This window comes from Photobacterium aphoticum, assembly GCF_001029435.1.
Taxonomy (GTDB): domain Bacteria; phylum Pseudomonadota; class Gammaproteobacteria; order Enterobacterales; family Vibrionaceae; genus Photobacterium; species Photobacterium aphoticum.
Genome location: NZ_LDOV01000032.1, coordinates 16,194 through 42,526 on the forward strand (window position 1 = coordinate 16,194; position 26,333 = coordinate 42,526).

At 51.0% G+C, this 26,333-nt stretch carries 18 protein-coding genes; 13 read left to right on the top strand and 5 right to left on the bottom strand.

The genetic code is table 11. The features are described 5' to 3' along the window. Window positions 1–324: 324 nt before the first annotated feature. The 3 genes from ABT58_RS17745 to pflA all read left to right on the top strand — a co-directional run bounded on the left by ABT58_RS17745 (window position 325) and on the right by pflA (window position 6,560). A complete protein-coding gene (locus tag ABT58_RS17745) occupies window positions 325–4,320 on the top strand; it encodes a transporter substrate-binding domain-containing protein (RefSeq protein WP_047875785.1) in 3,996 nt (1,331 codons plus the stop codon). Next, the gene (locus ABT58_RS17750; RefSeq protein WP_047875786.1) at window positions 4,317–5,519 is read left to right on the top strand and encodes an EAL domain-containing response regulator; all 1,203 of its coding nucleotides are present in this window, start codon (window positions 4,317–4,319) and stop codon (window positions 5,517–5,519) included. Before ABT58_RS17745 ends, ABT58_RS17750 begins: the two co-directional genes overlap by 4 nt. Window positions 5,520–5,816: 297 nt before the next feature. Beyond that, window positions 5,817–6,560, top strand: a complete 744-nt coding sequence (pflA, locus tag ABT58_RS17755) for a pyruvate formate lyase 1-activating protein (RefSeq protein ID WP_047875787.1) — start codon at window positions 5,817–5,819, stop codon at window positions 6,558–6,560. A gap of 376 nt (window positions 6,561–6,936) precedes the next feature. On the opposite strand, the gene ABT58_RS17760 is transcribed toward pflA, so the two are convergent. Further along, on the bottom strand, window positions 6,937–7,842 hold the full coding sequence (locus ABT58_RS17760; protein ID WP_047875788.1) for a LysR substrate-binding domain-containing protein: 906 nt from the start codon (window positions 7,840–7,842) through the stop codon (window positions 6,937–6,939). 219 nt (window positions 7,843–8,061) lie between these two features. Here ABT58_RS17760 and focA point away from each other — a divergent pair, with 219 nt between their 5' ends. Both focA and ABT58_RS17770 read left to right on the top strand, forming a co-directional pair. Next, window positions 8,062–9,537 (top strand): formate transporter FocA, encoded by a 1,476-nt coding sequence (focA, locus tag ABT58_RS17765; RefSeq protein ID WP_047875789.1) that lies wholly within the window; start codon window positions 8,062–8,064, stop codon window positions 9,535–9,537. A 249-nt stretch (window positions 9,538–9,786) separates the two neighbouring features. Continuing rightward, window positions 9,787–11,541: a formate--tetrahydrofolate ligase gene (locus tag ABT58_RS17770; RefSeq protein ID WP_047875790.1), complete on the top strand. Its 1,755-nt coding sequence runs from the start codon at window positions 9,787–9,789 to the stop codon at window positions 11,539–11,541. Window positions 11,542–11,704: 163 nt separating this feature from the next. Here the strand turns inward: ABT58_RS17770 and ABT58_RS17775 are convergent, their stop codons facing one another. After that, window positions 11,705–12,955, bottom strand: a complete 1,251-nt coding sequence (locus tag ABT58_RS17775; RefSeq protein WP_047875791.1) for a NupC/NupG family nucleoside CNT transporter — start codon at window positions 12,953–12,955, stop codon at window positions 11,705–11,707. A gap of 439 nt (window positions 12,956–13,394) precedes the next feature. Beyond that, window positions 13,395–14,057 carry an energy-coupling factor ABC transporter permease gene (locus ABT58_RS17780; protein WP_047875792.1) on the bottom strand — a complete coding sequence of 221 codons (663 nt, stop codon included), beginning with the start codon at window positions 14,055–14,057 and terminating at the stop codon, window positions 13,395–13,397. A gap of 300 nt (window positions 14,058–14,357) precedes the next feature. On the opposite strand from ABT58_RS17780, the gene ABT58_RS17785 reads away from it, so the two are divergent. The 4 genes from ABT58_RS17785 (at window position 14,358) to ABT58_RS17800 (ending at window position 20,021) form a co-directional block, all read left to right on the top strand. After that, the gene (locus ABT58_RS17785) at window positions 14,358–14,858 is read left to right on the top strand and encodes a YfbU family protein (RefSeq protein WP_047875793.1); all 501 of its coding nucleotides are present in this window, start codon (window positions 14,358–14,360) and stop codon (window positions 14,856–14,858) included. A gap of 276 nt (window positions 14,859–15,134) precedes the next feature. Beyond that, window positions 15,135–16,400: an ABC transporter substrate-binding protein gene (locus ABT58_RS17790; RefSeq protein ID WP_047875794.1), complete on the top strand. Its 1,266-nt coding sequence runs from the start codon at window positions 15,135–15,137 to the stop codon at window positions 16,398–16,400. Continuing rightward, the gene (locus ABT58_RS17795; protein WP_047875795.1) at window positions 16,400–18,763 is read left to right on the top strand and encodes an ATP-binding protein; all 2,364 of its coding nucleotides are present in this window, start codon (window positions 16,400–16,402) and stop codon (window positions 18,761–18,763) included. Before ABT58_RS17790 ends, ABT58_RS17795 begins: the two co-directional genes overlap by 1 nt. After that, a complete protein-coding gene (locus ABT58_RS17800) occupies window positions 18,750–20,021 on the top strand; it encodes a sigma-54-dependent transcriptional regulator (RefSeq protein WP_047875796.1) in 1,272 nt (423 codons plus the stop codon). Before ABT58_RS17795 ends, ABT58_RS17800 begins: the two co-directional genes overlap by 14 nt. A 96-nt stretch (window positions 20,022–20,117) precedes the next feature. Here ABT58_RS17800 and ABT58_RS17805 read toward each other — a convergent pair whose 3' ends face one another. Beyond that, window positions 20,118–21,140, bottom strand: a complete 1,023-nt coding sequence (locus ABT58_RS17805) for a porin (protein WP_047875809.1) — start codon at window positions 21,138–21,140, stop codon at window positions 20,118–20,120. Window positions 21,141–21,455: 315 nt separating this feature from the next. Here ABT58_RS17805 and rlmA point away from each other — a divergent pair, with 315 nt between their 5' ends. The 3 genes from rlmA to ABT58_RS17820 all read left to right on the top strand — a co-directional run bounded on the left by rlmA (window position 21,456) and on the right by ABT58_RS17820 (window position 24,063). Then, window positions 21,456–22,277: a 23S rRNA (guanine(745)-N(1))-methyltransferase gene (gene rlmA / locus ABT58_RS17810; protein WP_047875810.1), complete on the top strand. Its 822-nt coding sequence runs from the start codon at window positions 21,456–21,458 to the stop codon at window positions 22,275–22,277. A 149-nt stretch (window positions 22,278–22,426) separates the two neighbouring features. After that, a complete protein-coding gene (locus tag ABT58_RS17815) occupies window positions 22,427–23,449 on the top strand; it encodes a ChaN family lipoprotein (protein ID WP_047875797.1) in 1,023 nt (340 codons plus the stop codon). 299 nt (window positions 23,450–23,748) lie between these two features. Further along, the gene (locus ABT58_RS17820; protein WP_047875798.1) at window positions 23,749–24,063 is read left to right on the top strand and encodes a DUF6172 family protein; all 315 of its coding nucleotides are present in this window, start codon (window positions 23,749–23,751) and stop codon (window positions 24,061–24,063) included. A gap of 120 nt (window positions 24,064–24,183) precedes the next feature. On the opposite strand, the gene yfbV is transcribed toward ABT58_RS17820, so the two are convergent. After that, window positions 24,184–24,636, bottom strand: coding sequence for a terminus macrodomain insulation protein YfbV (gene yfbV, locus ABT58_RS17825; RefSeq protein ID WP_047875799.1), 453 nt, complete (start codon window positions 24,634–24,636; stop codon window positions 24,184–24,186). 349 nt (window positions 24,637–24,985) lie between these two features. Here yfbV and ABT58_RS17830 point away from each other — a divergent pair, with 349 nt between their 5' ends. Beyond that, a complete protein-coding gene (locus ABT58_RS17830; protein ID WP_047875800.1) occupies window positions 24,986–26,182 on the top strand; it encodes an acetate kinase in 1,197 nt (398 codons plus the stop codon). The last annotated feature ends 151 nt before the right edge of the window (window positions 26,183–26,333 follow it).

The following is a 26,333-nucleotide window of genomic DNA, read 5'->3' on the forward strand; positions in this document are numbered from 1 at the left end:
TCCATCCATTATCTGCGCCCTTCATCAAACTCTTACCATTATCCTGTTTGATACATAAGCGATATATTGCAATCTCAATACCAGTTAACTAATATCCTTATCAATTCATTACGATCATACCTTATACTCCCGAGCGTTAAGGTGCATCGAAAGCCCATCCTCGCTGCCATGCTCGCGTCAGGATCACCGTTTATCATTTTTCTGTAGGACTCTGCTGTTCATGTTGCCCGCGCTGCATACTCGCTGCATCCGCCATTCCCTACCGTTGTGGCTGACTGTGGTTTCTCTGCCTGATCCTGCAGTCTGCGGAGGCGATGTTACGTGATGCGTTTTATTGTGATGCTGTGCCTGCTATTGCTAAGTTCCGTTACGCTTGCACAACCTCATTCATCACAAACCACCATTAAAATCGGTTATCCTGCTTTTGACTGGGCACCGTTTTCCTATGTCTCGGCAAATGGGCATGTTTCAGGGCTACTCCCCTCCATTGTTCATGAAATCGCGTTAAATGGGCATTTCAAAACTGAAACCCATATCTATCCGACATTTTCCGATGTACTGCGTGCCTTTGAGAAAAATGAGATCGACATTCTTGTTGGGGTGTCTTCCACCTTTGAGCGCCAGAAAACCATGGTGTTTAGTCAGCCATTGGCCAGCATTCCGATGGCTGCGATCACCCATGCCCCACCGATCAGCAGTATCCACCAATTAAATAATAAGCTGATTGCGCTGGAGCACGGCTTTGCGATCGGCGAACAACTGGGACACCTCTCCACCAAAAAAACGCAAATTGTGGCCTTCCCCACCAGTGAGCAAGCCCTCACCTCGGTGCAACACGGCACAACCGATGCGTATATTGGCAATGCCATTGCGCTCGATGAAATGCGTAACCATGCCAACGGCTCTCCCTCGTTACTGCTCAATCTTCTCCATGATGTCCCCTACGAACGTCTCTACATTGCCGGGCACAAACAACAAGGTGCCCTTATCGGCCGTATTAATCAGGCGTTGAGTAAAATCAGCCAGCCTGAGATGAATCAGATCTATAACACCTGGCTGTCTGCCAGCCAGCGTAAAATGCTGTCTCATCAAAGCCTTCTCAACCTCACTGAAGAAGAAGTGCAATGGTTGGCCCAGCACAACACGCTGAAAGTGGCCTACCACCCAAATGATTACCCGTACCAATTCACCGACAGCAACGGCCAGATGGCGGGGATGAGTGCAGACTTACTGCGTCTGCTGGCTCAGCAACTGAACATCACGCTGGTCACTGTTGGGATGAACAATTTAGATAGCATCATGGCTGATCTCGACAGCGGAAAAGTTGATGCCATTGCGGCGGTAACCTGTACGCCAGAGCGCCTGAAAAAACTGAACTGTACCCAGCCTTACAGCGAAGAAAAGTGGGTGATGCTCAGTGCGGTCACGCAAGAAAAGAATTACGTCGATAACCATAGCCATATTGGTGCTGTCAGTGGCCGCTTTGGTGAAGTCTTACTCAAACAGCTCTACCCCAACAACCCCATCACGCTCTACAACAGTAATGCTGCGCTACTACGGGCAACCCTGAACCATCAGGTTGAAATGGCTGTGATTTCCCTGTCCAGTGCCTCCCAGCTGTTGCAAGGGGAGTACCTGGGTAAGTTACGTGTGCAGATCTCGAAACTGGACAGTGAAGGCCGCCCGGTCGGCATTGCCGTGTCCCGCAACAACACTATCCTGCACGACATTCTGAATAAAACCATGGCGGCGACAGAGCCGAGCAAACTGGCAGACATCAAAAACGCCTGGCATACCGTGACACTCAACAGCGGCGTTTCCATCAGTAAATTGGTGTTCTGGGGCTTTGCCGGTTTTGGGCTGATCGCCCTGCTGACCCTGACCTTTTTGTACTGGACACAAAAGCTCAATAACGAAATCGCACAGCGTAAAGATGCCGAGCAAAAACTCACTTACCTGACCAATAACTTCGACGGTATTTTGCTCCAACACCGCCAGCGCAGTTTGGATCCGACCGATATTGAACTGTTGTTTGTCAGCGAAAAAATCATTGATTTGATTGGCATCTCAGCCGATGAACTGCGCGCACGCCCGCAGCGTATTATTGAACTGTTGCAGCAACGCAATGACAACGTCTGGCTGTTTGGCGAAATCAACCATGCTCTGAAACAAGGGCACTGGCAAACCGAACTGCAACTGCAATCGGTCAATGATCACGACCGCTGGGTCGAAATTCGCAGCCAGGTCGTGCCGGTTGAGCAAGGTTGGCAGTGGACCAGCATTCTGATTGACATCAGCAACATGAAAAAACAGCAATTTGAGCTGGAGCATGCCCGCGAAGAAGCGGAAAGTGCCACCGAAGCCAAATCGCGTTTTCTGGCGATGATGAGCCATGAGATCCGCACGCCGATCAGTGGTATCTCAAGCCTGCTAGAGCTGATGGCACCGTACACGCGCGATCATGCCGAGCTCAGCGGGATCCATAAACACTTGGATCAGTCCGCCAATAACCTGCTCAACATCGTGAACGATGTACTGGATTTTTCAAAAATCGAGGCGGGTAAACTCACCTTATCCCCGGCCCCGTGCGTGATGACAGACATGCTGCATACTCTGATGCAGCCGCATGTGATCCATGCCAAACAAAAAGGTCTGTGCTTTAAATTCTGGCAAGATCCCCAGTTAGCCCAGCAACTGTGGCTCGATGAACTGCGTCTCAAGCAAGTCCTGAACAACCTGCTTAATAACGCTACCAAGTTTACTGAGCACGGCACCATTAGCCTGTTGGTGGATGTCCTCGCCACGCAAGATAATCACCAGCAGTTGCGCTTTACCGTCAGCGATACCGGCATAGGGATCAGCGAGGCCGACGGGGCCAAACTGTTCCAACCTTTCCAACAAGTGGATGCCAGTACCGAACGCCGCTTCAGTGGCACCGGCTTGGGGTTATCGATCTGTCGTCAAATCGTTCAGCTGATGGGCGGTGAGATCAGCATGACCAGCAGCCCGAATCATGGCGCCATGTTCAGCTTTACCTTGCAAGCGGAATGCGTTCAGCCAAGGGCAACGCAGACTCTCGGTTTGCAGTGCGGGCTCGTCGATACCCCGCTACATGAAGACATTGCGCTGCCCCATTACCTGACCGACTGGGCCTGTCAGAGCATTTATCTGCAGCCGCTTAACACGTCGTCATTGATCGAAGAAGCCCGTTTACTGGCCTTGGATGTCATTCTGGTGACAGCCCGCTGGTGCCAGCAAATGCGCTTCACCGCCGAAGATGCGGCCTCTCTGGCGCCAACCCGAGTGATCACCCTGACCACTGATGCCATGTTAACACCAGAAGTCAGCGCAAATGGCTGGACGCTGTCCTACTCTCCGTTGCAGCCTCACCATTTACTGCATGCGCTGCAAACCGATGCGGCGGACTGGGCATTTACCCCGCAGGATCCCGAGCAGGCACACGCAGCGCCGATCAGCCGCGCCGATGCCATTTCGCGCCAGCAACTGATTCTGGTGGCCGAAGATCACCCGATTAACCAGCAGATCATTCGCCAGCAACTGCAGCGCCTTGGCTATTATGCCGACATCGTCGACAACGGCCGTTTGGCGCTGGATGCGTTAGCACAACAACACTATGCCTTGTTACTGACAGACTGCCACATGCCAGAGCTGGATGGCTATGGCCTGATCAAAGCCTTGCGTGCACGTGGCGATACCCTCCCGGTGATCGCGTTAACGGCCAACATCACGCAAAGTGCTGACGAACACCGTGAACGCCACGGATTCAATGAATTCTTATCAAAACCGGTGTCATTACCGACACTGGCGGCCACACTGGCGCACTGGATGCCACCGGCACACACCCTCGACATGACAGGTGATACGTATGCCATCGACGAAAGCGCTAGCACTGCGGATCACACGCTCGAGGATGCAGGCTATCATGCCGATGTGATCAGCACGGCGGCAATCCCGGCAGGCTCCATCTCTCTGCCACAAGGCCCGATCGATCTGTCATTACTGACCGCCATCTTTGGTGATGAAAGCATTTGCCTCGACTTTATGCAGCAATACCTCACCACGTGTGAGACCGACTTCCAAGCGCTGTCACAAGCGATGGCCAGCAATGACATCGCCGATGTCCAGCACATCGGCCACCGCATGAAAGGAGCTGCACTGATGATGGAATGTCAGGCTATCGCCGCCCTGTGCGAACAAATTGAAGAATCCGCCCTGAACGGGCATATCGAACACGCGCTTTTATCCCCGATTGAAGCGCTTATTCATGCCTTGCATGATCAAGTAGGACAACCGTCATGAAAATATTGCTGATCGAAGATCACCCCTTCCAGCAACAAGTGCTGACGAATCAAATAAAGCAAGCCGGTAATGGCGTGTATCAGGTTGTCTGCGCCGCCAGCGGCAAAGCGGCACTTGCCCTGATGGGCACCCATAAACCAGATTTATTGATCTGTGATCTCAACATGCCTGAAATGGACGGGGTGGCCTTCTTAAGCCATCTTGCTCAGCAGCAATATCAGGGAGGGATCATTATCTCCAGTGCGGCCACCCCCGCCGTCTTACGATCGGTCGGGAAAATGTGCGCCAATTACCAACTAGATTTGCTTGGCACCCTGAGTAAACCCACCACACTGGACAATTTACGCACCCTGCTGACCAAAGCAGAACAATTAAAACGTCAGGCCGCCCCCCGTCAGGTACTGGCCCCGCATCAGTTGAGTGAAGCCGATATTCTGCAAGCGCTGGAACACGGTTGGCTGATCCCGTATTACCAACCGATTGTCGATATTCAAACCAGCCAGTGGGACAGCTGTGAAGCCCTGATCCGCATGCAGCACCCGACACTTGGCCTGCTTACGCCGGTTCATTTCCTGCCTTTGCTCACCGCAATGGGCAAAGATGCCGAGCTGGCCATGTCGACCCTGCGCTACACCTTAGCTCACCTGCCCGCCTTACAAGGTCGCCGGGTTGCCATTAACATCACGCCGCAAACCTTAATTGCACAAGGCTTTGTCGACAACGTCATCGCGCTGCTGAAAGAGTACCCCAACATGAATCAGCTGATCTCATTTGAGATCACCGAATCCGATGCGCTGGAAAACGCCGACCAAGGCTTAGAAGCCGCCTCTCGTTTAGGGATCTATGGTTTCCGCCTGTCGATTGATGATTTTGGTACCGGGTATTCCTCACTCAAGCAGTTGGATTTGCTGCCGTTTGAATCGCTGAAAATTGATATGAGTTTCATTCAGGCGCTGCCGGTGAACCGCACTGCGCAAGCCATTGTCGAAGCCAGTTTGTTGTTGGCGAACCGCTTGTCACTCGACACCATTGCCGAAGGCATTGAAGAAGATCAGCAATGGCAACTGTTGCATCAAATGCAGTGCCAGAAAGCGCAAGGCTACTTCATTGGCAAACCGATGCCGATCCAACACCTGGTCGGCTGGCACCTGAACTGGCAAGCACAACAAGCGACGACACTGACGCCGATACCCATTTAACCGGGTCACTGTAACAGGGCGCTGTCACGGTCGCTCTGACAAGGCCCGCCTCCTCTCGCACAAGCAAAACAAGAAAACGGTGTCAGCCGCGCCTTCACTTGGCACCGTTTAACGCCCCCTTCAGACGCCGTCGCCATTCATTATTGTGCTTTTTTGCCCTAAGGGATGCTTGGCACAGTCAAGAATGCCGTTTTCAGGGAAATATCCCCACACTTAAAGTATGTTTATGACTACTTTAGCCCCGGCATTTGTAATAAAATAACAATCAAAACACGCCCCACGTGGAGAATTAAAGTAATGTCAGCAACCGGTCGAATTCACTCTTTTGAAACCTGCGGCACCGTCGATGGACCAGGTATCCGTTTCATCGTTTTTATGCAGGGCTGCTTGATGCGCTGCCAGTATTGTCACAACCGTGACACTTGGGATCTGCATGACGGCAAAGAAATCACTGTCGATGAGCTTATTAAAGAAGCCACTGCTTACCGCCATTTCATGAACGCGTCGGGTGGTGGTGTCACAGCCTCTGGCGGTGAAGCCATGATGCAACCGGAATTTGTGCGTGATTTCTTCCGCGCCGCGCAAGCGCAGGGCATCCATACCTGTCTGGATACCAACGGCTATATCCGTAAACACACTGACGTGGTGGATGAAGTGTTGGACGCTGCCGATCTTGTGATGCTGGATCTGAAGCAACTGGATGACAGTATTCACCAAAACCTTGTGGGCGTACCGAATAAACGCGTATTGGACTTTGCCCGTTACCTACACCAGCGTGGTCAGAAAACATGGATCCGCTACGTGGTTGTCCCTGGCTTTACCGATGACGAACGCTCCGCGCACCTATTGGGTGAGTTCATCAAAGACATGGACAACATTGAAAAAGTGGAATTGCTGCCTTACCACCAATTGGGTGAGCACAAGTGGGAAGCCATGGGCTTTGATTACCCACTGTCGGGTGTAAAACCGCCTTCAAAAGAAGTGATGGAAAATATTCAGAATATCATCAGCAGTTATACCGCTGCGAAAGTGATTTTCTAACGGCATACAGCCATAAAAAAGGAGAGCCTCGGCTCTCCTTTTTTGTTTCCAACACCCTGTTTTTCAGTGCTATCCCACCAATGTCATACTCAACGTAATGCATTTAACGTGGCATTGTCATTTTTAACCTATCAGAAACATAAGACATTTCACAACAAAGCATCAAAAAAACTGATTAGAAAAAATCCATATACCTTTGTCGCAATAGCTATGCACGGACAAAAAAGCCGCAAAAATGTAGTAAATTTACAAATAAATGCTAACGAATCGTGAAAATGTGGCAAATAAATAGAAATAAAGGCTGCCGAATAACGCATATATGCACTGAGTCTTCTATCATTTTCACTTTCACAGATCATCAATTAAACTGATGAGATTACATTTCCATTTTTTTATCTTTGATCATACGCATCGCTTCACGACGAATACAGTCGCGCAGTGGGTTATCAATGGAATCAGCCCGCCAGATAAAGGACAAGGTACGCTGCATGTTCAGTTCAGGGACATTCAACGCCACCAACTCCCCCAGCTCGATATGTTTCACCACATCCAAAAAAGGCAGACAACTCAGGTAAGGGCCATGGGTAACAAGCGATCTAAGCACTGGAATTTGTTCGTATTCACGCCATACATCAAGATCATCAATCACCCCATGCAACGCACTTTCAAAACTCTTACGGGTACCAGCCCCCTGTTCACGCAACACCCATTTGGCCTGCTCTAGCTGGGCAAAACTGACTCTATCTAGGTTGGCATACGGATGATGCTTAGAAGCAATAATCACCAGATGATCGTGACACCACACCTCTTGTTCCAGACGGCTATCATCACAACGCCCTTCAATGATCCCAAGGTCAGATTCAAAATTTCTAACCCTATCAATCACTTTCTGTGCATTTTTCACCGTTAACTGAATTCGCAATTCTGGGAAATCTTTATCAATAATACTGATAAGCTCTGGCAATAAGTGCTCAGCCGCCGTCTGGCTTGCTGCCACATTAATTTCGCCACTCACCAAATGCTGATCATAAAACCCTAATTCAATCTGCTGGGCATCAAAAATCAGTTGTTTCGCTCGCGGACGCAGCCAGGCGCCCCAATACGTCAGCGCCATTTGCTTACCCTGACGTTCAAATAACGGCCGTCCTAACAGCTTTTCGAGCTGAGACAGCGCCATACTCGCCGCTGACTGCGTTAATGCTAGGTTTTCCGCAGCCTTACTGACACTGCGGGTACTAGCAACCTCCTCAAAAACCGCCAGTTGCTTGAGCGAATAACGCATAAAAATACTCCCTTAATAACACGTATTGATGCTTCCCCCTCATTGTATCAAGTTAAGTGATGAGGGTTAAAAAATTAATCAATTTTACTCAATCGTTTGCTTGCCCCTATTCTGAAGGTGTTCACTCACTACAGCAAGGAGGAAACGTGACGCAATTCAACCCATTATGTTCAACCCAAGCCGGTAAGCGTATCGGCCAACGACAAGGAGGCTATTGCGATGGCCGCGGAAGCACCAACATCCGGTAGCAGTAATTTCACCCCAAAAGAAATGATGAAACAGGCCGAGTACTACGCCATCGGCAAAGCCTCGAAGCCAACACGCACAACCGTGGCGCTTGCCGTCACTGCCGGTGTCTTCATCGGTCTGGCGTTTGTGTTCTACATCACAGTCACCACCGGTAATACGGCGATGAACTGGGGGGTAAACCGCATGCTGGGTGGCTTGGCCTTCAGCTTGGGTCTGATCCTCGTGGTGATTTGCGGCGGTGAACTCTTCACCAGTACCGTGCTGTCATCCATTGCCCGTGCTAACCGCCATATCAGCACCGGTAAAATGTTAGCCACCTGGGGCAAGGTGTACGTCGGTAACTTCATCGGTGCGATGCTGTTGCTGACCTTGGTGACCATGGCCGGTTTGTACCAGCTTGACGGTGGCCAGTGGGGCCTGAATGCCTTGAACGTGGCGCAGCACAAACTGCACCACCAGCCAGCAGAAGCGTTTGCGCTGGGTGTGTTGTGTAACTTACTGGTGTGTTTAGCGGTATGGATGACCTTCTGCTCAACCAACATGCTGACCAAGATGGCAATGATGATTTTGCCCGTCGCAATGTTCGTGAGCACCGGTTTTGAACACAGCGTGGCCAACATGTTTATGGTACCGCTGGGGATCACGATTCAGCACATGGCACCAGAGAGCTTTTGGCTAAACCTGGGTGTGTCACCTGAACAGTATGCCGACCTCAATATTCACAACTTTATTTTCGCCAACCTTATTCCTGTGACACTGGGCAATATCGTCGGCGGCGGGGTACTGGTAGGACTCACGTACTGGGCGATTTTCAGCTCACCAAAGGAACAGCCGCAAGCGGCAACATTAATCACGCCTGATTTTTCACAGTCAAACGTATTAAAAATGGACATTACTATGATGAAAGACAACTTGCTCGTAAATGATCATATGCGCCCTGCGACCGTGACTTTACTGCCAACGATGCCTGTCGCAGAAGCTCTAGACATTCTTCTGAACGAAAACTTGTCTGGTGCACCGGTTCTGACCAGCGACCAGCGTCTGGTAGGTTTCTTCTCTGTCCATGATGTCTTGGTGGATCTGTGGTGTAAAGACTACATCCCAGAGGCGGAAGGCAAAGTACAAGACCTGATGAAACACGAGATTCAAACAGTGAGCCCGGATAACTCTATCCTAGAAATCGCTGAGTACATGAGCATTGATAAAAATGTTCTGTATCCCGTATCAAGCGGCGGTATTGCAACAACCATGACGACACTGTCTCTGAGTGAGCGTGCCCGTACCATGGTCGTGAACCGTCCACATATCTTCCCGGTAGTAAAGGATGACCACCTAGTCGGCATTATTACCCGCCAGGAGATTGTACAGGCACTGCGTCCTGTATATGGCAACATCGTGTCGGTAACTGAGATGACTGCAACCGAAGCGAAAGCTGAAATTGCCTAATCCGTTCGACTAAAAAATAATTCTCTAAGTCATAGCCTACCCAGTGCTCGGGTAGGCTATTTTTCTTTCTGCCTCAATGTATTACCCTCTCCCAGCTTGTACCGCATCAAATTAACCACAGTTATATCGGAAATTCTCTATTTATACGTGATAAAATTATGGTATAAAGCCAACGCAAACGTTTGCGCACCTGTTTTACCACGGTCCGTAAGCTATCTCCTGCCATCTATGCGAGGTTCTGGGCGCCCAATGAAAAGTGATATTGAAATTTGTCGTGAGACGCTACTCACCCCTATTGATCAGATCGCGCAGCATGCCGGTATTCATGCCGACGATCTAACCCCTCAAGGCACCCTGAAAGCCAAAGTTAAACCGTCTATCTTAAAGCGTCTGGCCGATCAGCCAGAAGGCAAACTGGTTGTGGTGACCGCCATTACCCCGACCCCGTTGGGCGAAGGTAAAACCGTGACCACCATTGGTCTGGCACAAGGTCTGGCTAAGCTGAACAAAAAAGTCATGGCCTGTATTCGCCAGCCTTCCATGGGGCCGGTATTTGGCGTGAAAGGCGGCGCAGCCGGTGGCGGCTATAGCCAAGTGGCACCGATGGAAAAACTGAACCTGCACCTGACCGGTGATATTCATGCCGTCACGGCGGCGCACAACTTGGCTGCCGCCGCTTTGGACGCCCGTCTGTACCACGAAGAGCGTTTGGGCTATGACGCCTTTAGCGTGCAAACCGGTATGCCTGCCCTTCGCATCGACATCAACCGTATCGTGTGGAAACGCGTGATGGATCATAACGATCGTGCCCTGCGCATGATCACCGTCGGCAAGAACGAGCCGGGCAAAAACATCAACGGTATTGAACGTGAAGACGGCTTTGATATCTCTGCGGCGTCTGAGCTGATGGCGATTCTGGCACTGGCGAAAGATTTGGCCGACATGCGTCAGCGCATTGGCCGCATCGTGCTGGCCTATAACCTGGACGGCGAGCCGGTCACGGCAGAAGATCTGCAAGTGGCGGGCGCGATGGCCGTGACCATGTGTGAGGCGATTGAACCGACTCTGATGCAAACACTGGAAGGTGTACCGACACTGATCCACGCTGGCCCGTTTGCCAATATCGCCCACGGTAATTCGTCCATCATTGCTGACCGCATCGCCCTGAAACTGAGTGAATTCACTATCACTGAAGGCGGTTTCGGCTCTGACATGGGCTTTGAAAAAGCCTGTAACATCAAAGCTCAGCAAGCCGGACGTGGCCCTGATTGTGCGGTTGTGGTCGCGACCCTGCGTGGTCTGAAAGCCAACTCAGGCCGTTACGATCTGCGCCCGGGTCAATCCCTGCCAGACAGCATTTTTGCGCCGGATGCCGATGCCCTGAACGACGGGTTTGCGAACCTTGCTTGGCACATCAACAATGCCGCCAAATACGGCGTACCTGTCGTCGTGGCGATTAACCGTTTCCCACAAGACACCGACGCCGAGCTGGCACAACTGAAAACCCTGATTGAACAAGCGACCTTCCCGACCCGCGTGGAAGTGGCAATCAGTGAAGCCTTTGGTAAAGGTGGCAACGGCGCATTAGAGCTGGCACAAGCGGTGATCAATGCCTGTGAACAACCGGCCCACTTCAAACCGTTGTACACGCTGGATCAAACGCTGGAAGAAAAACTGATGACCGTGGCGGAAGTCGGTTACGGTGCGTGCGGCATTGAACTGTCTGATCTGGCCAAACAGCAGCTGGCAGAACTCAAAGCCCACGGCCATGACAACTTGGCGATCTGTATGGCGAAAACGCCGATGTCGATCAGTCATGACCCGAGCCAGAAAGGCGCGCCAACCCAATTCACTGTGCCTGTGCGTGAGCTGAAACTGTGTGCCGGGGCGGGTTTTGTCTATGCGCTGTGTGGCAACGTGATGACCATGCCGGGTCTGCCAGAGAAACCGGCTTACCTGTCACTGGATATCGACAGCGACGGTAACATCATTGGGTTGAGCTAAACCTTTACCCACCATCTGCACATAAAAAAACGCCAGCAACGAGAGTTGCTGGCGTTTTTCTTTGTCTTTCTTTTACCGCTTCTTTATCGCAATGTTATCGTAATACCGATGGCATTCACCACCGGCACAGATAACATAGACTCAGCAGGCAAATTCAGACGCATTAAATCAGGCTGATAAAGATACCCGCAACCGCTGCGTTCAGCAGGTTGGCCAGAATCGCTGCCGTCAGGGTTTTCATACCCATGGTCGCGATGTCGTTACGGCGAGACGGTGCCATCACACCCATACTGCCCAACAAGATCGCAATTGAACCCAGGTTCGCAAAACCACACAGTGAGAACGCGATGATCGCTTCAACACGTGGCTCCAGTGCACCACTCGCAATCATTGGTGCCAACTGCGAGAACGCCACGAATTCGTTCACGGTTGTCTTGGTACCAAACAGGATCGCCATTTGCTGTGCAGCATCGAAGTCCCATACACCGGCAATGTAAGCCAATGGCAGGAACAGGTAACCGAAGATCATGTCCAGGCTCAGAGAAGGAATACCCACCCACTCACCGATACCAGATAGCATGCCGTTGATCAGCGCAATCAAACCCACGAACGCCAGTAGCATTGCACCAATGTTCATTGCCACCATCATACCCTGAGACGCACCTTGTGCTGCCGCATCGATCGCGTTAGCCGGTTTCTCTTCTTCACCCGCAGACGTGTCTTTCGTGTCATCCACTACTTCTGTTTCAGGAATGATCAGCTTCGCCATAAGAAGACCCGCCGGTGCTGCCATGAAAGACGCCGCCAACAAGTAATCCAGTGGAATACCCATCTGTGCGTAGCCGACCAGTACCGAACCCGCGACTGATGCCATGCCGCCTACCATTACCGCGAAGAACTGTGAACGGGTCATCGACTTCAGGTAAGGACGGATCGTCAGTGGCGCTTCAGAGATACCCAGGAAAATGTTTGCAGTTGCAGAGATAGATTCTGGACGGCTGGTACCCAGCGCGTAAGACAATGCACGACCCAGCGTGTTCACGATGAACTGCATGATGCCGAAGTAGTACAGTACAGAAACAAGGGCTGAGAAGAACACCACCACAGGCAGTACGCGCAACGCAAACACGAAGCCGCCGCCACCGAACAGGGCAAACATCTTGTCAGACACCAGACCACCAAACAGGAAGTCGATACCGTTATTACTGTAGTTAATCACGTCTTGTACGACGTTAGAGAAGCCGGTCAGCGCATCGCGTCCCATCGGGCTGTACAGCACGATAGAGGCAAAGGTAACCTGAATGGCTAGCGCGCCCAGAACAGTACGCCAGTTAATACGAGAACGCTGTTCAGACAGCAGGTAAGCAAGGCCGATCAGGATCAAAACACCGATCACACCGGATAACACGTGCATAGTTTACTCTTTAATACAAAGTGCTGTGCGTGCTCGTCAGTCACGAGACGCGCTCAACAATTCGGTCATACCGTCTGGCACCCAAGAGAAACCACGCAAACGTAAGGAGTGGTCTTTACGCGATTCAAAGTGCCAGGGATAGTGACCTGTGGTACACCTTTGCCAGCTCGAAGTAACCTTCTTGCCAGCACCAAATGCACTCGTTTTCCCTCTGCTTTGAATCCTTGCCATCCTGGCGGCGTTTTGCGTATTAATGTAGAAAACGGGGATTCCCACGCAATGTGCGAGTGGGCACGCCATAAGCGTGCGATAAAGCGGCGCAAGGGTAGGAATTTTCCCTGATAACTGCAAGGTTTTTTGCTAAAAAGATCTTCAAATAGGCATTAGGTGCACAGAACACCAACAATCACATCGCGATAAAATGCAGGTTTCCCGCCATTTACTTCATAAGATAGTCATTATCATGAAAACTTCGGACCCATTCTGGCTTGTACACCACCAGTAAAGTGATAGCCATCCCGTTGAGTAAGGCTTCAGGAAACAGTAACAGCGGCAGCAAAACCAAATAATTGTCGAGAATGTATCCCCAGCTAAACGCCCCCGACAGTCCCATCACCGCCGCCGTGGTTAACTGGTGCGCCGTCATGGTTAGCGCGCCATTGAAAAAAGCAGCGACAAACAGATAGATAAATAAATGATGCGGCAAATAGCGATACGTCAGCTGAAACACCGCAAAACTGCACCAAACCGGGATCACCACCGTTAACAAACCGTACAGCCCCATCGTTGACCACGGTAATAACCCCATCATGCCCATCAACAGTACAGGGACAGCTCCCATCCAGCAGGCAATCCGCCAGCCGTGGCACAACACCAGTACGGTCATCGCCAGAAAGTGCACCTGCAAACCGGCTTGTAACCCGGCCTCCAACTGCCAGAGCATGAACAGCACCACCACACTGGCCCACACCCAATGTTGATAGCTTTTGTCTTGCCGGAACTTGGGCCAGAAGGTCGAGCGGAACTCGCGGCAAACACTCCACGCTAAGACCCCTACCCAGCCTATCCATCCCATCCCTGTTGCCAGTTGCCATGTCGACATCATGCCTCCTTGCGTGCGTGTTTCTCTACCCCGTGAATCCGCCTGACTCAGCCGGCGTCAATAAACCATACTTAATGTGCTTCAATCACATCATCTTCGCGGTAAATGTGCCAAATCTCGGTAATAATTAATACCGTCAACCCTTAACTTCCTAAGCATAATCACGTGTTTGCGTAGACTTTATGAAATTGCAGATTTTTCGCAAAAAACTAAGGGCAAGCCGTTACCAGATCAATTTTTTTTGCGCCTAACCTGCTAATCTCAGTGTCAGCTCAATAGCAAATATTAAGGCCTATCATTATGGAAATGACCAACGCACAACGTCTGATTCTTTCAAACCAGTACTTCTTGATGGCTCAGATGGATCCTGAAAACGCAGAAAAATATAAACGCCTTCAAACCATTGTCGAGCGCGGCTACGGTCTGCAAATGCGCGCAATGAGTAAAGACTTTGGCGATCTGCCAGAGCAAGAATGCCGCCAGGTGATCGACTTCATGGAGATGTACCACGCGCTGCAGGAATCCCACAAAATGCTGTCTGAAGAAAACCAGAAGCACGTTGACGCACGCCGCCTGCAATTCCACGGCTTCGATGCAGCAACAGAAGCACAGCTGGTGCACTACGTGCGCTTCCTGACAGAAGAAGAAGGGCTGTACCCACAGTTCGAACGCTCTTCACACCACTTCAACAGCCAAGTGCCAATGCTGGCCAAATACCAGCGCATGCTACAGACCTGGCGTAACTGCCCACGTCAGTACCACCTGTCAGCGTCTGAAATCCAGCAGATCCAAAACGCCTAAGCGCGTCAATATTCCCTTACACAGCCGGCCACTTATGCCGGCTGTGTTTTTTCTTTCCTTTAAAACCATTCACTTATATCATTTCACGCCGCATAATAAGTGTGATCTTCATCCACCAAAGTGGTCAGCATGGGTCAATATCAACCCACCCATTCTTCAAGATCCAAAAAAATCGCTAACATACTAATAAATCAGCCCTATCAGGCTAACTTTCGCTACTCAGATCGCGTATTTACTAGTATATAGAACCCTCATTCCTGATTGGCTGTTATTGATATGACGAGATTGCTTTTGGCTGTTGTTTTGTTTTTCTCAGCATCCTGCTGGGCAAAACCGACCAATCAACTCGTTGTTCTGACTACTTTTCGTCTTGAAGCCATCAAGCCTATCTTAGAAGCCTTCAAGCAAGATCACCCGGAATTACAGTTCACCATTTTGCATCGCCGCGAAACCTCCGGCCTGCGTCTGCTCGAACAAGCCGATCATGATATCGATCTGGTGATCTCCTCTTCCCTGTCGCTGTTTTCGACCCTGAGTGAACAAAAACGCCTGCTGCCGCTCAATGAGCTGAACTACGACTCTGCCTTCCAGCAGCAACAATTCATGCAGCAGACCCTGAAAAACGTGGCTGTGTTTGGCTATTCCGGTTACGGCATCATGTGGAATCAGGATTACCTCACCATGCACAACCTGCCAGAACCTGACAGCTGGGAAAGCCTGACCGAACCGCAATACTTTCGCCACCTGGTGATGAGCAGCCCGGCGCGCTCCGGCACCACCCACATCATGGTAGAAAACATTCTGCAGCAGTACGGCTGGAAAAAAGGCTGGCAGATCATTTTGCAGATCGGCGGCAACTTGTCGTCGGTGTCTGCCCGCAGTTACGGCGTAAGCGACACCATCGCCCGGGGCTTGGCCGGCATCGGGCCGATCATCGACAGCTATGCCCATGCACGACAGAAAATTTTTCCGTTTATTGGCTTTAAATACCAAGCCAATAGCCCGCTGTTGCCAAGCTATGCTGCTGCCGTGGATAACATCAATCCGTCACCTTACAGTATCGCGTTTATTCAGTTTTTGCTGTCCGATGAAATGCAGCAAAACCTGTCCACCAGCGCCATGAACAAATATGCACTCAGTCAGGCCATGTCGCAGCCGTTTGAGGTGATCCCGATCAATCAGTACCTGATGCAAAAACGCGCGTCACTGGTGAAACAGCTGTTTGAGCAAACCATCAACCAACAATTGATCCGCCTGAATCAGGCTTGGCAGTTGATCCATGAGATCAAAAAACTGCCACACCTGTCACAGGCAGAACACCGCCAATTCAACTTGGCCCTCAAGTTAGCGTCAACGCCGCCGATATCAGAAGCCCAAGCCAAAGATCCGCTGCTGCTGGATGCCATCAGCATGACCCGCACCGACTTTGACACTATGAAATACACCAATCAGTGGCGACGCCTCATGTCAGAGCAATTGGATCAAGCGATTGCCATTTGTGAGCGCCTGCTCGATGCCCACGAACGCAGGAGGCGACCGTAATGCAAAAACGCAATACCATCGGTAATCGCCTGATCGCGTCGATTGCGTTCATGGCGTTTTTGACTATCAGCGTCAGTGTGATCGCTATCGTTAACTGGGAAAGTTTGGATGATCAAATCCAGACCATGGTGGGCAAGAACATGCCGACCCTGCGTGCCAGCTACCAATTGGAACGTAACACAGCGGGGTTACAGGCCGCCTTGCATCAACTCAGTAGCAACACCGATCCGGTGATGCACGCTGACTTGCGTCAGGACATCAATGAAAAGCTGGCCCAAATCAACACCTCGATTGAGCAAACGGCCCAGCTTCAGTACCACCCCGCCATCAAGAGCGAGTTGGATACCCTGAGCAGCAACATCAAGATGTACAGTGATCTGCTCTATCAGCGTAATACGCACCTGTTCGTGCTGGCGCAGACAGAAAATAACATCAAATGGCTGCATCAGGATTTGATTGATGAGCTGACGCCGATCCGCCAAGAAGTGGAATGGCAGCTTACCCGTATGCTGCCCAATGCGATCATCACCAGCACCGTCAATGAGGTGATGACCGAGTTTTCACTGTTGCAGGCCATCACGGTAAAAGAAAACGAACTGCACCAGTTGGTACAGGAAATTATCCGTCAGCGTAAAGATCGCGATATTCATAACGCCTTCTACTTCATCGGTTACAAAACCGAGGAAGTGAGCAAGATGAGCCAGAACCTGAGCCACTACTCGTCGACCAGCTCTTACCGTCAGCTGCTGCAAGAGCTGATCACCCTGGTCGAGCCCGGCGGCGTGCTGGAAGATCAACTGGTACTGGATAACGACCTGCGCCAGCGTATTACCCGTTATCAGGAAAAAATTCAGACTCAACTGGCCTATCAGGAATCCCTAATCCAGTCGATGGTGGAAGAAGAAGATGCTTCACTCAACGCGCTGAATGACAAAACCCGTGAGGCCATCATCATCAGTAACTTCATCCTGTTTGGCATGATGATCGTCACCCTGTTCCTGTCAGTGATGCTGTCAATTTATCTGGTCGGCCAGGGCATTGTGAAGCGTCTGAACATGCTGTCACAAGACTTGTATGCGGTGGCGAACAACCAGCACAACGCCACCATTCAGGTGACTGGTAACGATGAAATTGGCTTGCTCGGCGACAACCTGCGCCATTTCTGCCGCCAAATGCAGGAGATGCAGCAAAGTAACGCCCTGAACCTGATCAACAACACCCAGGCCAGTATCATCACCTGTGATTTGCACGGCAACATTGAGTCGGTCAACCCCAGCGCCCAAACCCTGTTTGATGGCGTGGATCGCCCGACCACCAAGTCGCTGTGGGAGTTGTTTAACGCCGCCATGCAACCCCGTTTGCAATCACTGTTTAGTGAGAACAGCCCGCTATTCCACCAGCGCGGCTGTAACCTGACCGTAAAACAGCAAACGCAGGACAACAACAATCTCTACTTGCGCCTGGACTTCCGCCTGTTCCAGCAAGGCACGCAAGATAAAGTCATCATCACCATGACGGACATCACCGAGCAGGAAAACGCCGCTCGTTGGCTGGAAAAAATGGTGCGTGAGAAGACCCACTCCCTGACTGGCCGTAACCGTCAGCTCAAGGCGGAAATTGAAGATCGTAAACGGGTGGAAGCAGATCTGCGCGCCACACAGGATGAACTGATCCAAGCGGCGAAAATGGCCATCGTGGGACAGACCATGACCTCGCTGGCGCACGAATTAAATCAGCCGTTATCGGCCATTTCTACCTATGTGTTTACCGCGAAAATGGCCTTGGACAGGCAGCGTCTGGAACAGCTGCCCGCCAGCCTGGATAAAATTGAAAACCTATCTTCCCGTATGGGACGGATCATTGCCAGCCTGAAGAGCTTCTCGAAAAAGCAATCGGCAGACAGCCCGCTCAAGCCGGTGAATATTCAGGATTCCTTGCTGCAGGCCATGATGATTGTCGAAAGCCGTGCCAAGGTACAGAAAACCACCATCACCAATCAGCTCACGTTGCCGATGCAATGCTATGCCGATCAGGTGCAGTTAGAGCAGGTGCTGGTGAACTTACTCGTGAACAGTTGCGATGCCGTTGCCGGCTGTGACCAACGCGAGATCACCATTGAATCACTTCACAGTGAGGCCGGTTGTTGCCGCCTGGCTGTAAGCGACAGCGGTCACGGATTTGCCGCTGAAATTATCGAAAAACTGTTTATCCCATTTACCACAACCAAAGAGGTGGGACTCGGCCTTGGCCTGAGTATCTGCCGATCCATTATGAATCGCCTGGACGGGGACATTTTCCTCGCCTCAAACCTTGATAGGGGCGCTATGGTCGTGTTGGAGTTGAAAAATTATGATAATGAATAACGATATTGAAGTCTTAATTATTGATGATGACCAGGATGTGCTGGAGTCTTATCAGCAGCTGCTTGAAATGTCAGGATACAAGGTACAAGCCATCACCGATCCAACATTGGCAACGTCACTGCTACACCGCAATTGGCCGGGCGTAGTCGTCACCGATATGTACATGCCGGGTCTGAGCGGCATGGAACTGCTGGAGCACATTCAAGGGCTGGATCCGGATCTGCCCGTGATCATGATCACCGGTCACGGCGACATTCCGATGGCCGTTGACGCAGTAAAACGCGGTGCTCTCGACTTCCTGCAAAAGCCGCTCCAGCCTAAAGAGCTGCTGGCGTTGCTGGATAAACACCTGCCGGTGCGTAAAGAGAAAATCGACATGCGTACGGCGATGAATCAATCGGCCAGCGAAGTATTACTGGGTGAAAGCCCGCTGATCGTGAAGATCCGCGAGAAAATCACCCAAATCGCCCTGACCACCAAGGATGTATTGGTCGAAGGCGAAAGCGGTACTGGTCGTCATACCGTGACGAAACTGCTGCACCAGCAAAGTACCCTGAACAAAGGGCCGTTTGTGGTGACACAAGGTAAATCCATTACCTGTACGGCGGATCTGCAACGCGCAATGATCTCTGCACGCAGCGGGACACTGAGCCTGAACCAGCCTCAGGAAATGCCGATTGAAACCCAGCAGTGGCTATGCCGCTTCCTGCTAGAGCAAGAGCGTCAGAACAAAAAAGAAGTCCGCGTACTGGCCATTACCGGCGCAAACCCGGAAGCTTTGGTGGAGCAAGAAACCCTGCTGCCAGAGCTGTTCTACTTCTTAAGCCAAGTGCGTTTCCAGATGCCACCTCTGCGTCAGCGCGTGTGTGACATTACGCCGCTATTTAAGTACTTCTTAAAGCAAAGCTGCCAGAAGCTGCATAAGAGCCTGCCGTCTATCGACAAAGCGTACATCAACACCCTCAACCGCCACGAGTGGACCGGTAACGTGCTGGAGCTGAAAAACGTCGCGGAACTGTATGCTATCGGTATCGTGAAGCTGACCGGACAAGATCGTACCAAGCCACTGGAGCACATGAGTAGCCCACTGGATGACTTGGTGGATAGTTACGAGAAACAAGTGATTGAAGATGCGCTGTACCTGTTCGCGGGCCGCATCAATGACGTGTCGAACTACTTGCAGATCCCACGTAAGAAACTGTACCTGCGCATGAAAAAGCACAGCTTGGACAAAGCAGAATACAAAGCGCGCGGCTAAGGCTTCTTATTTTCTCACCGCCCGCTCATGAACAACGCCAGCCGACATCGGCTGGCGTTGTTGTTTCAGGCCTCTCCTACCCGGGAAGGCGCAGGATCAATATTCGTAACGCAGACCCAGGAAGAAGTAATCATCATCCGCATCACCGCCGTATCCGCCGGATGTCCCATTGTCGCCGTCACGGAACACATAGCTGCCAAAGAAGGAAGAACGTAACGTCAACCGGTATTGCGCTTCCAGCGTGGTGTCTTTGAGTTCAAGCTCATCCCCGTCACTGTTTTCCAGCCAGCGATACCCTAAGCGCAGCACCCAGTTGTCATCCACATCGTATACCGCCGCAAATTCGGCCACTTCATCGGTGCTTTTCACGTTGTTACGCTTCACTTCGTCTTCCGAGTAAATCGCCCCGATTGTCAGATCGCCGATGTAGTAACTGCCACCGACACCCCATACGTAGTACTCCGCTTCCGACTCATTCTCGTCGTACTGATAAATCGCCACCGGCGCCAGCTTGCCCCCTTCGCCCAAATCAAAGGTATAGCGCAAGGCAATGTTATAACCGGTTTTCAAATCTGACGTGTTATTACCAATGATATAAGCGACCGACACATCGAGCAGTTCATAACTGTTCTGGTACTGCAAGGTGCCGTCCTGACGGAACACCTGCGTGGCGGTAGGATCCACGTCTGCTACCTGACGGGCGATCCCAATATCTGATGCGGCGAACACATCGACAATGTCAGTAAACATGATCAAACCGGATGCCACACGCCCCCCGGTGTAAGTCCCGTATTGTGCGGCATCGATCCCCGCCCACACATAACGAGCGGTCAATTCGTCTTCGTCATTGAGGTTATTGGCGTATTCTGCCGCCCCGACCTGATATTCCGCCCAGCCAATCACCGAGATAATATCATTCACGGTTTGGGAGCCGCCAAGGCCTAAACGGGCATCAAACTTTCCTTCCACATCCTCCGAACCTTTGTCCGTCACGTTAAACGCCAAACGGCCATACACATCGATGGTTGACCCATCCTCCCCTTGGTAAATCGTGCCTGCCTGCGCAAAACCTGCGACCAATAACGCCGGTAGTACCACTGCCTGTACTGCTTTTGTCATGCTCAACTCCTGTTGTACATTTTTATCCGCTTTCATGTTGTCCACTCACGGGTATTCAGAAAGCAATGCATCACCGATGACTCATGCAGTGAATTGTTTTAAGCCTGCTTATTGAGTCATGCGTGAATAAAAAGCATAGCGTAAGATCACAAAAGCGAAACATAATGCTTACATAGGCAAGTTAATGCTGGACTTTTTTAGCCGATGGAGAAGGGGTTTTTGTCCATCGTGATGGCCCTCAGCGGGGTATCTGTCTTGCAGGTCACAAAGGCGAGCGATTACAATACGGGTCATCTTATTTTTTCGGTGCTTTTTATGTCTTACCAATGCCCTCTCTGCCACCAACCACTGGCACAACACGCAACAAACTGGCGCTGTGCTAACAACCACCAGTTTGATCAGGCCAAAGAAGGGTATGTCAACCTGATGCCGGCACACCATAAAAGCTCGAAAAACCCGGGTGACAACAAAGAGATGATGCAGGCGCGTCGTCTGTTTTTGGAAGGCGGGCATTACGATGCGCTGCGTGCCACGGTGATTGATAAACTGCGCCAGTACCTGCCAGAAGATGCCCGCGAACTGCTGGATATCGGTTGTGGTGAAGGCTACTACACTGCCGCGTTTGCTAATGCACTGAAAGCTGACCATGCCGAGATGACCGTGCACGGTCTGGACATTTCAAAAGTGGCGGTACGCTATGCGGCCAAACGCTACCCACAGTGTGATTTCTGTGTCGCCTCCAGCCATCGTCTGCCGTTTGCCGAAGCTTCTCTGGATGGCATGGTGCGCATCTATGCCCCATGTAAAGCGGATGAACTGCAACGCACCCTGAAAACCGGGGCAATTTTGGTGGCTGTGACACCGGCACCGCGTCACCTGTATCAGCTAAAAGAAATGATTTACGACGATGTCCGTCTGCACGATGTACCAGTTGAAAACATTGAAGGGTTTGAACTGGTCGAAGACATGCAGTTGCACTACGACATGACACTGAACGGGGAAGAAGCCACAGCGCTGATGCAGATGACGCCGTTTGCCTGGAAAACCAGTGATGCCGTGTGGCAACAATTGGCCAATACCGAGCAACGCCACTGTGAAGCCGACTTTGCCATTCGCGTGTACCGCCGTTTAGCATAAGCCATACCTAACTAGGCATATCCAACGGGGTCAGTTTACCGAGACGGTACTGGCCCCGTTGTGTTAAGAACGCTTTATCGCTCGCGCCATTTTCATCGCCATACCGTTTCATCACTATACTTACGGTTTGCCCTCTGTGAGGAAGTACGATGGATCTCAAACGGTTAATTTGCGCCCTTGGCCTCACCGTGATAGTGAGTGGCTGTAGCCAGTCATCCTCCACTGCACCCGACTCACTCACCGCATCGGTTTTGCCAACCACCTTGTACGATTACACCTTGCATCCATCCATGACATCGACGACAGGCAAAAGCGAGAATAACGATACGCCACTGCCCACCTGGACACTGGCAGAATTGGTCGACACCCTTCAAGAGGCCGATGTGATCTTGATTGGCGAGTGGCACGGCCATCCGGCGACCCATCGCTTGCAAGCGGATCTGCTCGCTGCGCTGTATGCCAAGCGCCCTCACCTTACCCTCTCAATGGAACAATTCAGCCGCGATAAACAATATGTGCTGAATCAGTACCTCGCCGGAGAGATTGGCGAAGAAACGCTGATCCACCAAGCCAAGGCCTGGCCCAATTACCGCAGTGACTACCGCCCGCTGGTCGAGTTTGCCAAGCAACAGCAATTGACCGTGATTGCCGCTAATGCGCCACGCGCTATTGTCCGTTGTGTGGGGAAATTCGGCCCTGACTACCTGCACCGCCTGCCGCCCATTGAGCGCAGCTGGGTGGCCGACAGCTTGACGCTGGATAACGATGCCTATCAGCAAACCTTCCATGAACGCATGGGCGGTGGCATGCATGGCCACCATGGGGGAAATAATCACTTCTTTGCCGCGCAAACCACTTGGGATGACACCATGGCAGAGAGCATCGTGAAGCATTTGGCGCAATTTCCCCACCGCCAAGTCGTCCATACCGCTGGCCGCTTTCATGTGGCGCAAGGGCTGGGTTTAGCCTCAAGAATTGCGGCTCGTGCGCCGCAGTTAACGGTGGTGATGATCACGCCCATCACAGACCAAGACAGCCTGCCGGCCGATGCACCGGACTACCCGTTCACAGTACAAGCCTTACCGGCACGCTATGTCAGTGAAAAAGAAATGCAGCAGTCGATGCGAAAACGGTTTACGTCTGTCTCAATGGGGACTTGTCGGGAAGAGTAAGGGGTTTATGGGTAGTGAGGCGAGATGCGAAAAATACGTCTCAACGCGCGCTTTACCCAGCGCCAGATAGACAGAACCCCACCGGCGGCCAAGCTTGTGGGGTTCAAAGAGAGAGACAGCTACTATCTCCGAGTTGCATTATGACAACACCACCTGACTCTTGCCTGAATCGTTTAAAGGTATACTTCAGCCACCCCAAAAACTGTGATCATCACACGGTATTCGCGACAACGGCATTTTTGCAGTAACATACTCCCTATCCCGGCATGTTCTGGGTTCTTTTGGACTTTAGGAAGACGATGAAAAAGACATTTGCTTTAACTCACCCAAAAAAAGCAGTACCACGCGTTGTTGACGCTGTTAAATTCGAAGTAAAAAAATACTTGAAGCGTGAGCGCAACAAGAAGCTACCAGCGGGCGCTGATTTTTGGGATTTTGACTGTCGATTTGGCCATACTGAGCAGGAAGCAAAGGAAATCCACGTAAAGGAAATCAATAAGCGTATTGATGAAGTGGCAGCCCTAGAATTGACGTCTTTCTATCTGGAAATCCTGGCTAAACCAGCGGCACGCCAGAAGAAAGCACAGGCTGACGACGATTTCGATTTCGAGTAATCGCCCGTCACCCATAAAAAAGTAGCCCGATGGCTACTTTTTTTGTGCCCTTTTTCAGGCAAAGAGCAAACGTCACAGTGCATCAAGCACGGCGATCACCGCATGAAAGCCAGCGCCGCGTTAGAACCAGCGTTCCAACGCGCCTTTATCCAGCTGTTTGAATGCGCGATTTAAGATCTGCGCCAACTCCACATAGCGCGGACGCGCACGCAGTGGCTGCAACGCATACCCTTCCCGCGTGATCTTATCGTGAATTTCACGACACCAACTGGCCAGTGACGGCGGCAAATCCGTACGACTGCGTTTGCCCAGCCACCACAACCCCTGCAACGGCATGCTCAACGCAAACAGCGCGATACAAATAGCCTGTGGCAAGGCGTCATAATTATTAAAGGCCATCTGGCTCAGTACACTCAGTACTGCCACCGCTGGCATCACGCGCATCGCAAAGCGTGTCGCCTTGATGTAACGCTGTTCGGGAAACAACAGGGCCAACTCTTTGCGCATTGGCCAGATGGCCATGTAGTCCTGCCCGTGACGAAAAGACTGCCAAATTGAGATTTGTTGACTCATAACCCACCAAGTATCAAAAAGCACCAAGTATCAAAAAAATCAGTAAAAATTCAAAAGCAGCAATAACAAACTTGATTCAAATTAATTTTTTCTAAAAATCTTTTTGTTATATTGCGTAACAATCGCTATCCTAAGCACGCCTACATTTATTGTTGCCTGTAATCACCGTTCTGGCAACCGATGGCACCTTCATGGATGGCCCAAGATTCGGGTTTCTCAATCTTATCCCATATGGATGTAACACGAATTTGACCCGGGATAGACCGTGCTTTTGAAAAGTCGTCTATCCTATGGGTAATTTTTATTAGTTGAATATCAACTTTCAGACAGATTATAGGTAGTCACTCTCATGTCTAAGCTGGTTTTAGTTCTTAACTGCGGTAGCTCTTCTCTGAAGTTCGCTGTTGTTGACGCTGTTTCAGGTGATGAGCACCTGTCAGGTCTTGCAGAATGTCTGCACCTTCCAGAAGCTCGTATCAAGTGGAAACTTGATGGTAAGCACGAAGCACAACTAGGTGAAGGCGCAGCGCACGAAGAAGCACTAGCGTTTATGGTTGACACAATTCTTGCGTCTAAGCCAGAACTAGCTGAAAACCTAGCTGCTATCGGTCACCGTGTTGTACACGGCGGCGAGCAGTTCACTCAGTCTGCACTGATCACTGACGAAGTACTAAAAGGTATCGAAGACTGTGCAACTCTTGCACCGCTTCACAACCCTGCTCACATCATCGGTATCAAAGCTGCACAAACTGCGTTCCCAGCACTGAAAAACGTTGCTGTGTTCGATACTGCGTTCCACCAGACTATGCCTGAAGAAGCGTTCCTATACGCTCTTCCATACAACCTATACAAAGAGCACGGCATCCGTCGTTACGGCATGCACGGTACTTCTCACCTGTTCATCACTCGTGAGACTGCACAGATCCTTGGCAAGCCAGTTGAAGAACTAAACATCATCAACTGTCACCTAGGTAACGGTGCTTCTGTTTGTGCAATCAAGAACGGCCAGTCTGTAGACACGTCTATGGGTCTGACTCCTCTTGAAGGTCTAGTAATGGGTACACGTTGTGGTGACATCGATCCTGCGATCATCTTCCACCTACACGACAACCTAGGCTACTCTGTTGAGAAAATCAACAACATGCTAACTAAAGAGTCTGGCCTACAGGGTCTGACTGAAGTGACTTCTGACTGTCGTTTCGTTGAAGACAACTACGGCCAGAAAGAAGAAGCAACACGTGCAATGGACGTGTTCTGTCACCGTCTAGCTAAGTACGTTGCTGGTTACACTGCTTCTCTAGAAGGTCGTCTAGACGCAATCACTTTCACTGGCGGTATCGGTGAAAACTCTGCACCTATCCGTGAGATGGTTCTTAACCGTCTAGCTATCCTAGGTGTTGAAGTAGATAGCGAAGCTAACCTAAAAGCACGTTTCGGCGGCGAAGGTGTGATCACTACTGCAAACAGCCGTGTTCCTGCAATGGTTGTTTCTACTAACGAAGAACTAGTTATCGCAGAAGATACAGCGCGTCTAGCTGAAATCTAATCCTCGATAAGCGTTTTTCAACGGCTGGCCTCGGCCGGCCGTTTTTTCATGGTGGCGTTTATATCGCCCCCCTGATGACCCTATTTAGAGGTATTGTTCAAGCGTGGAGTCGCTCCTCGTTTCAACAATACTGTATGTTCAATAGTTGAGG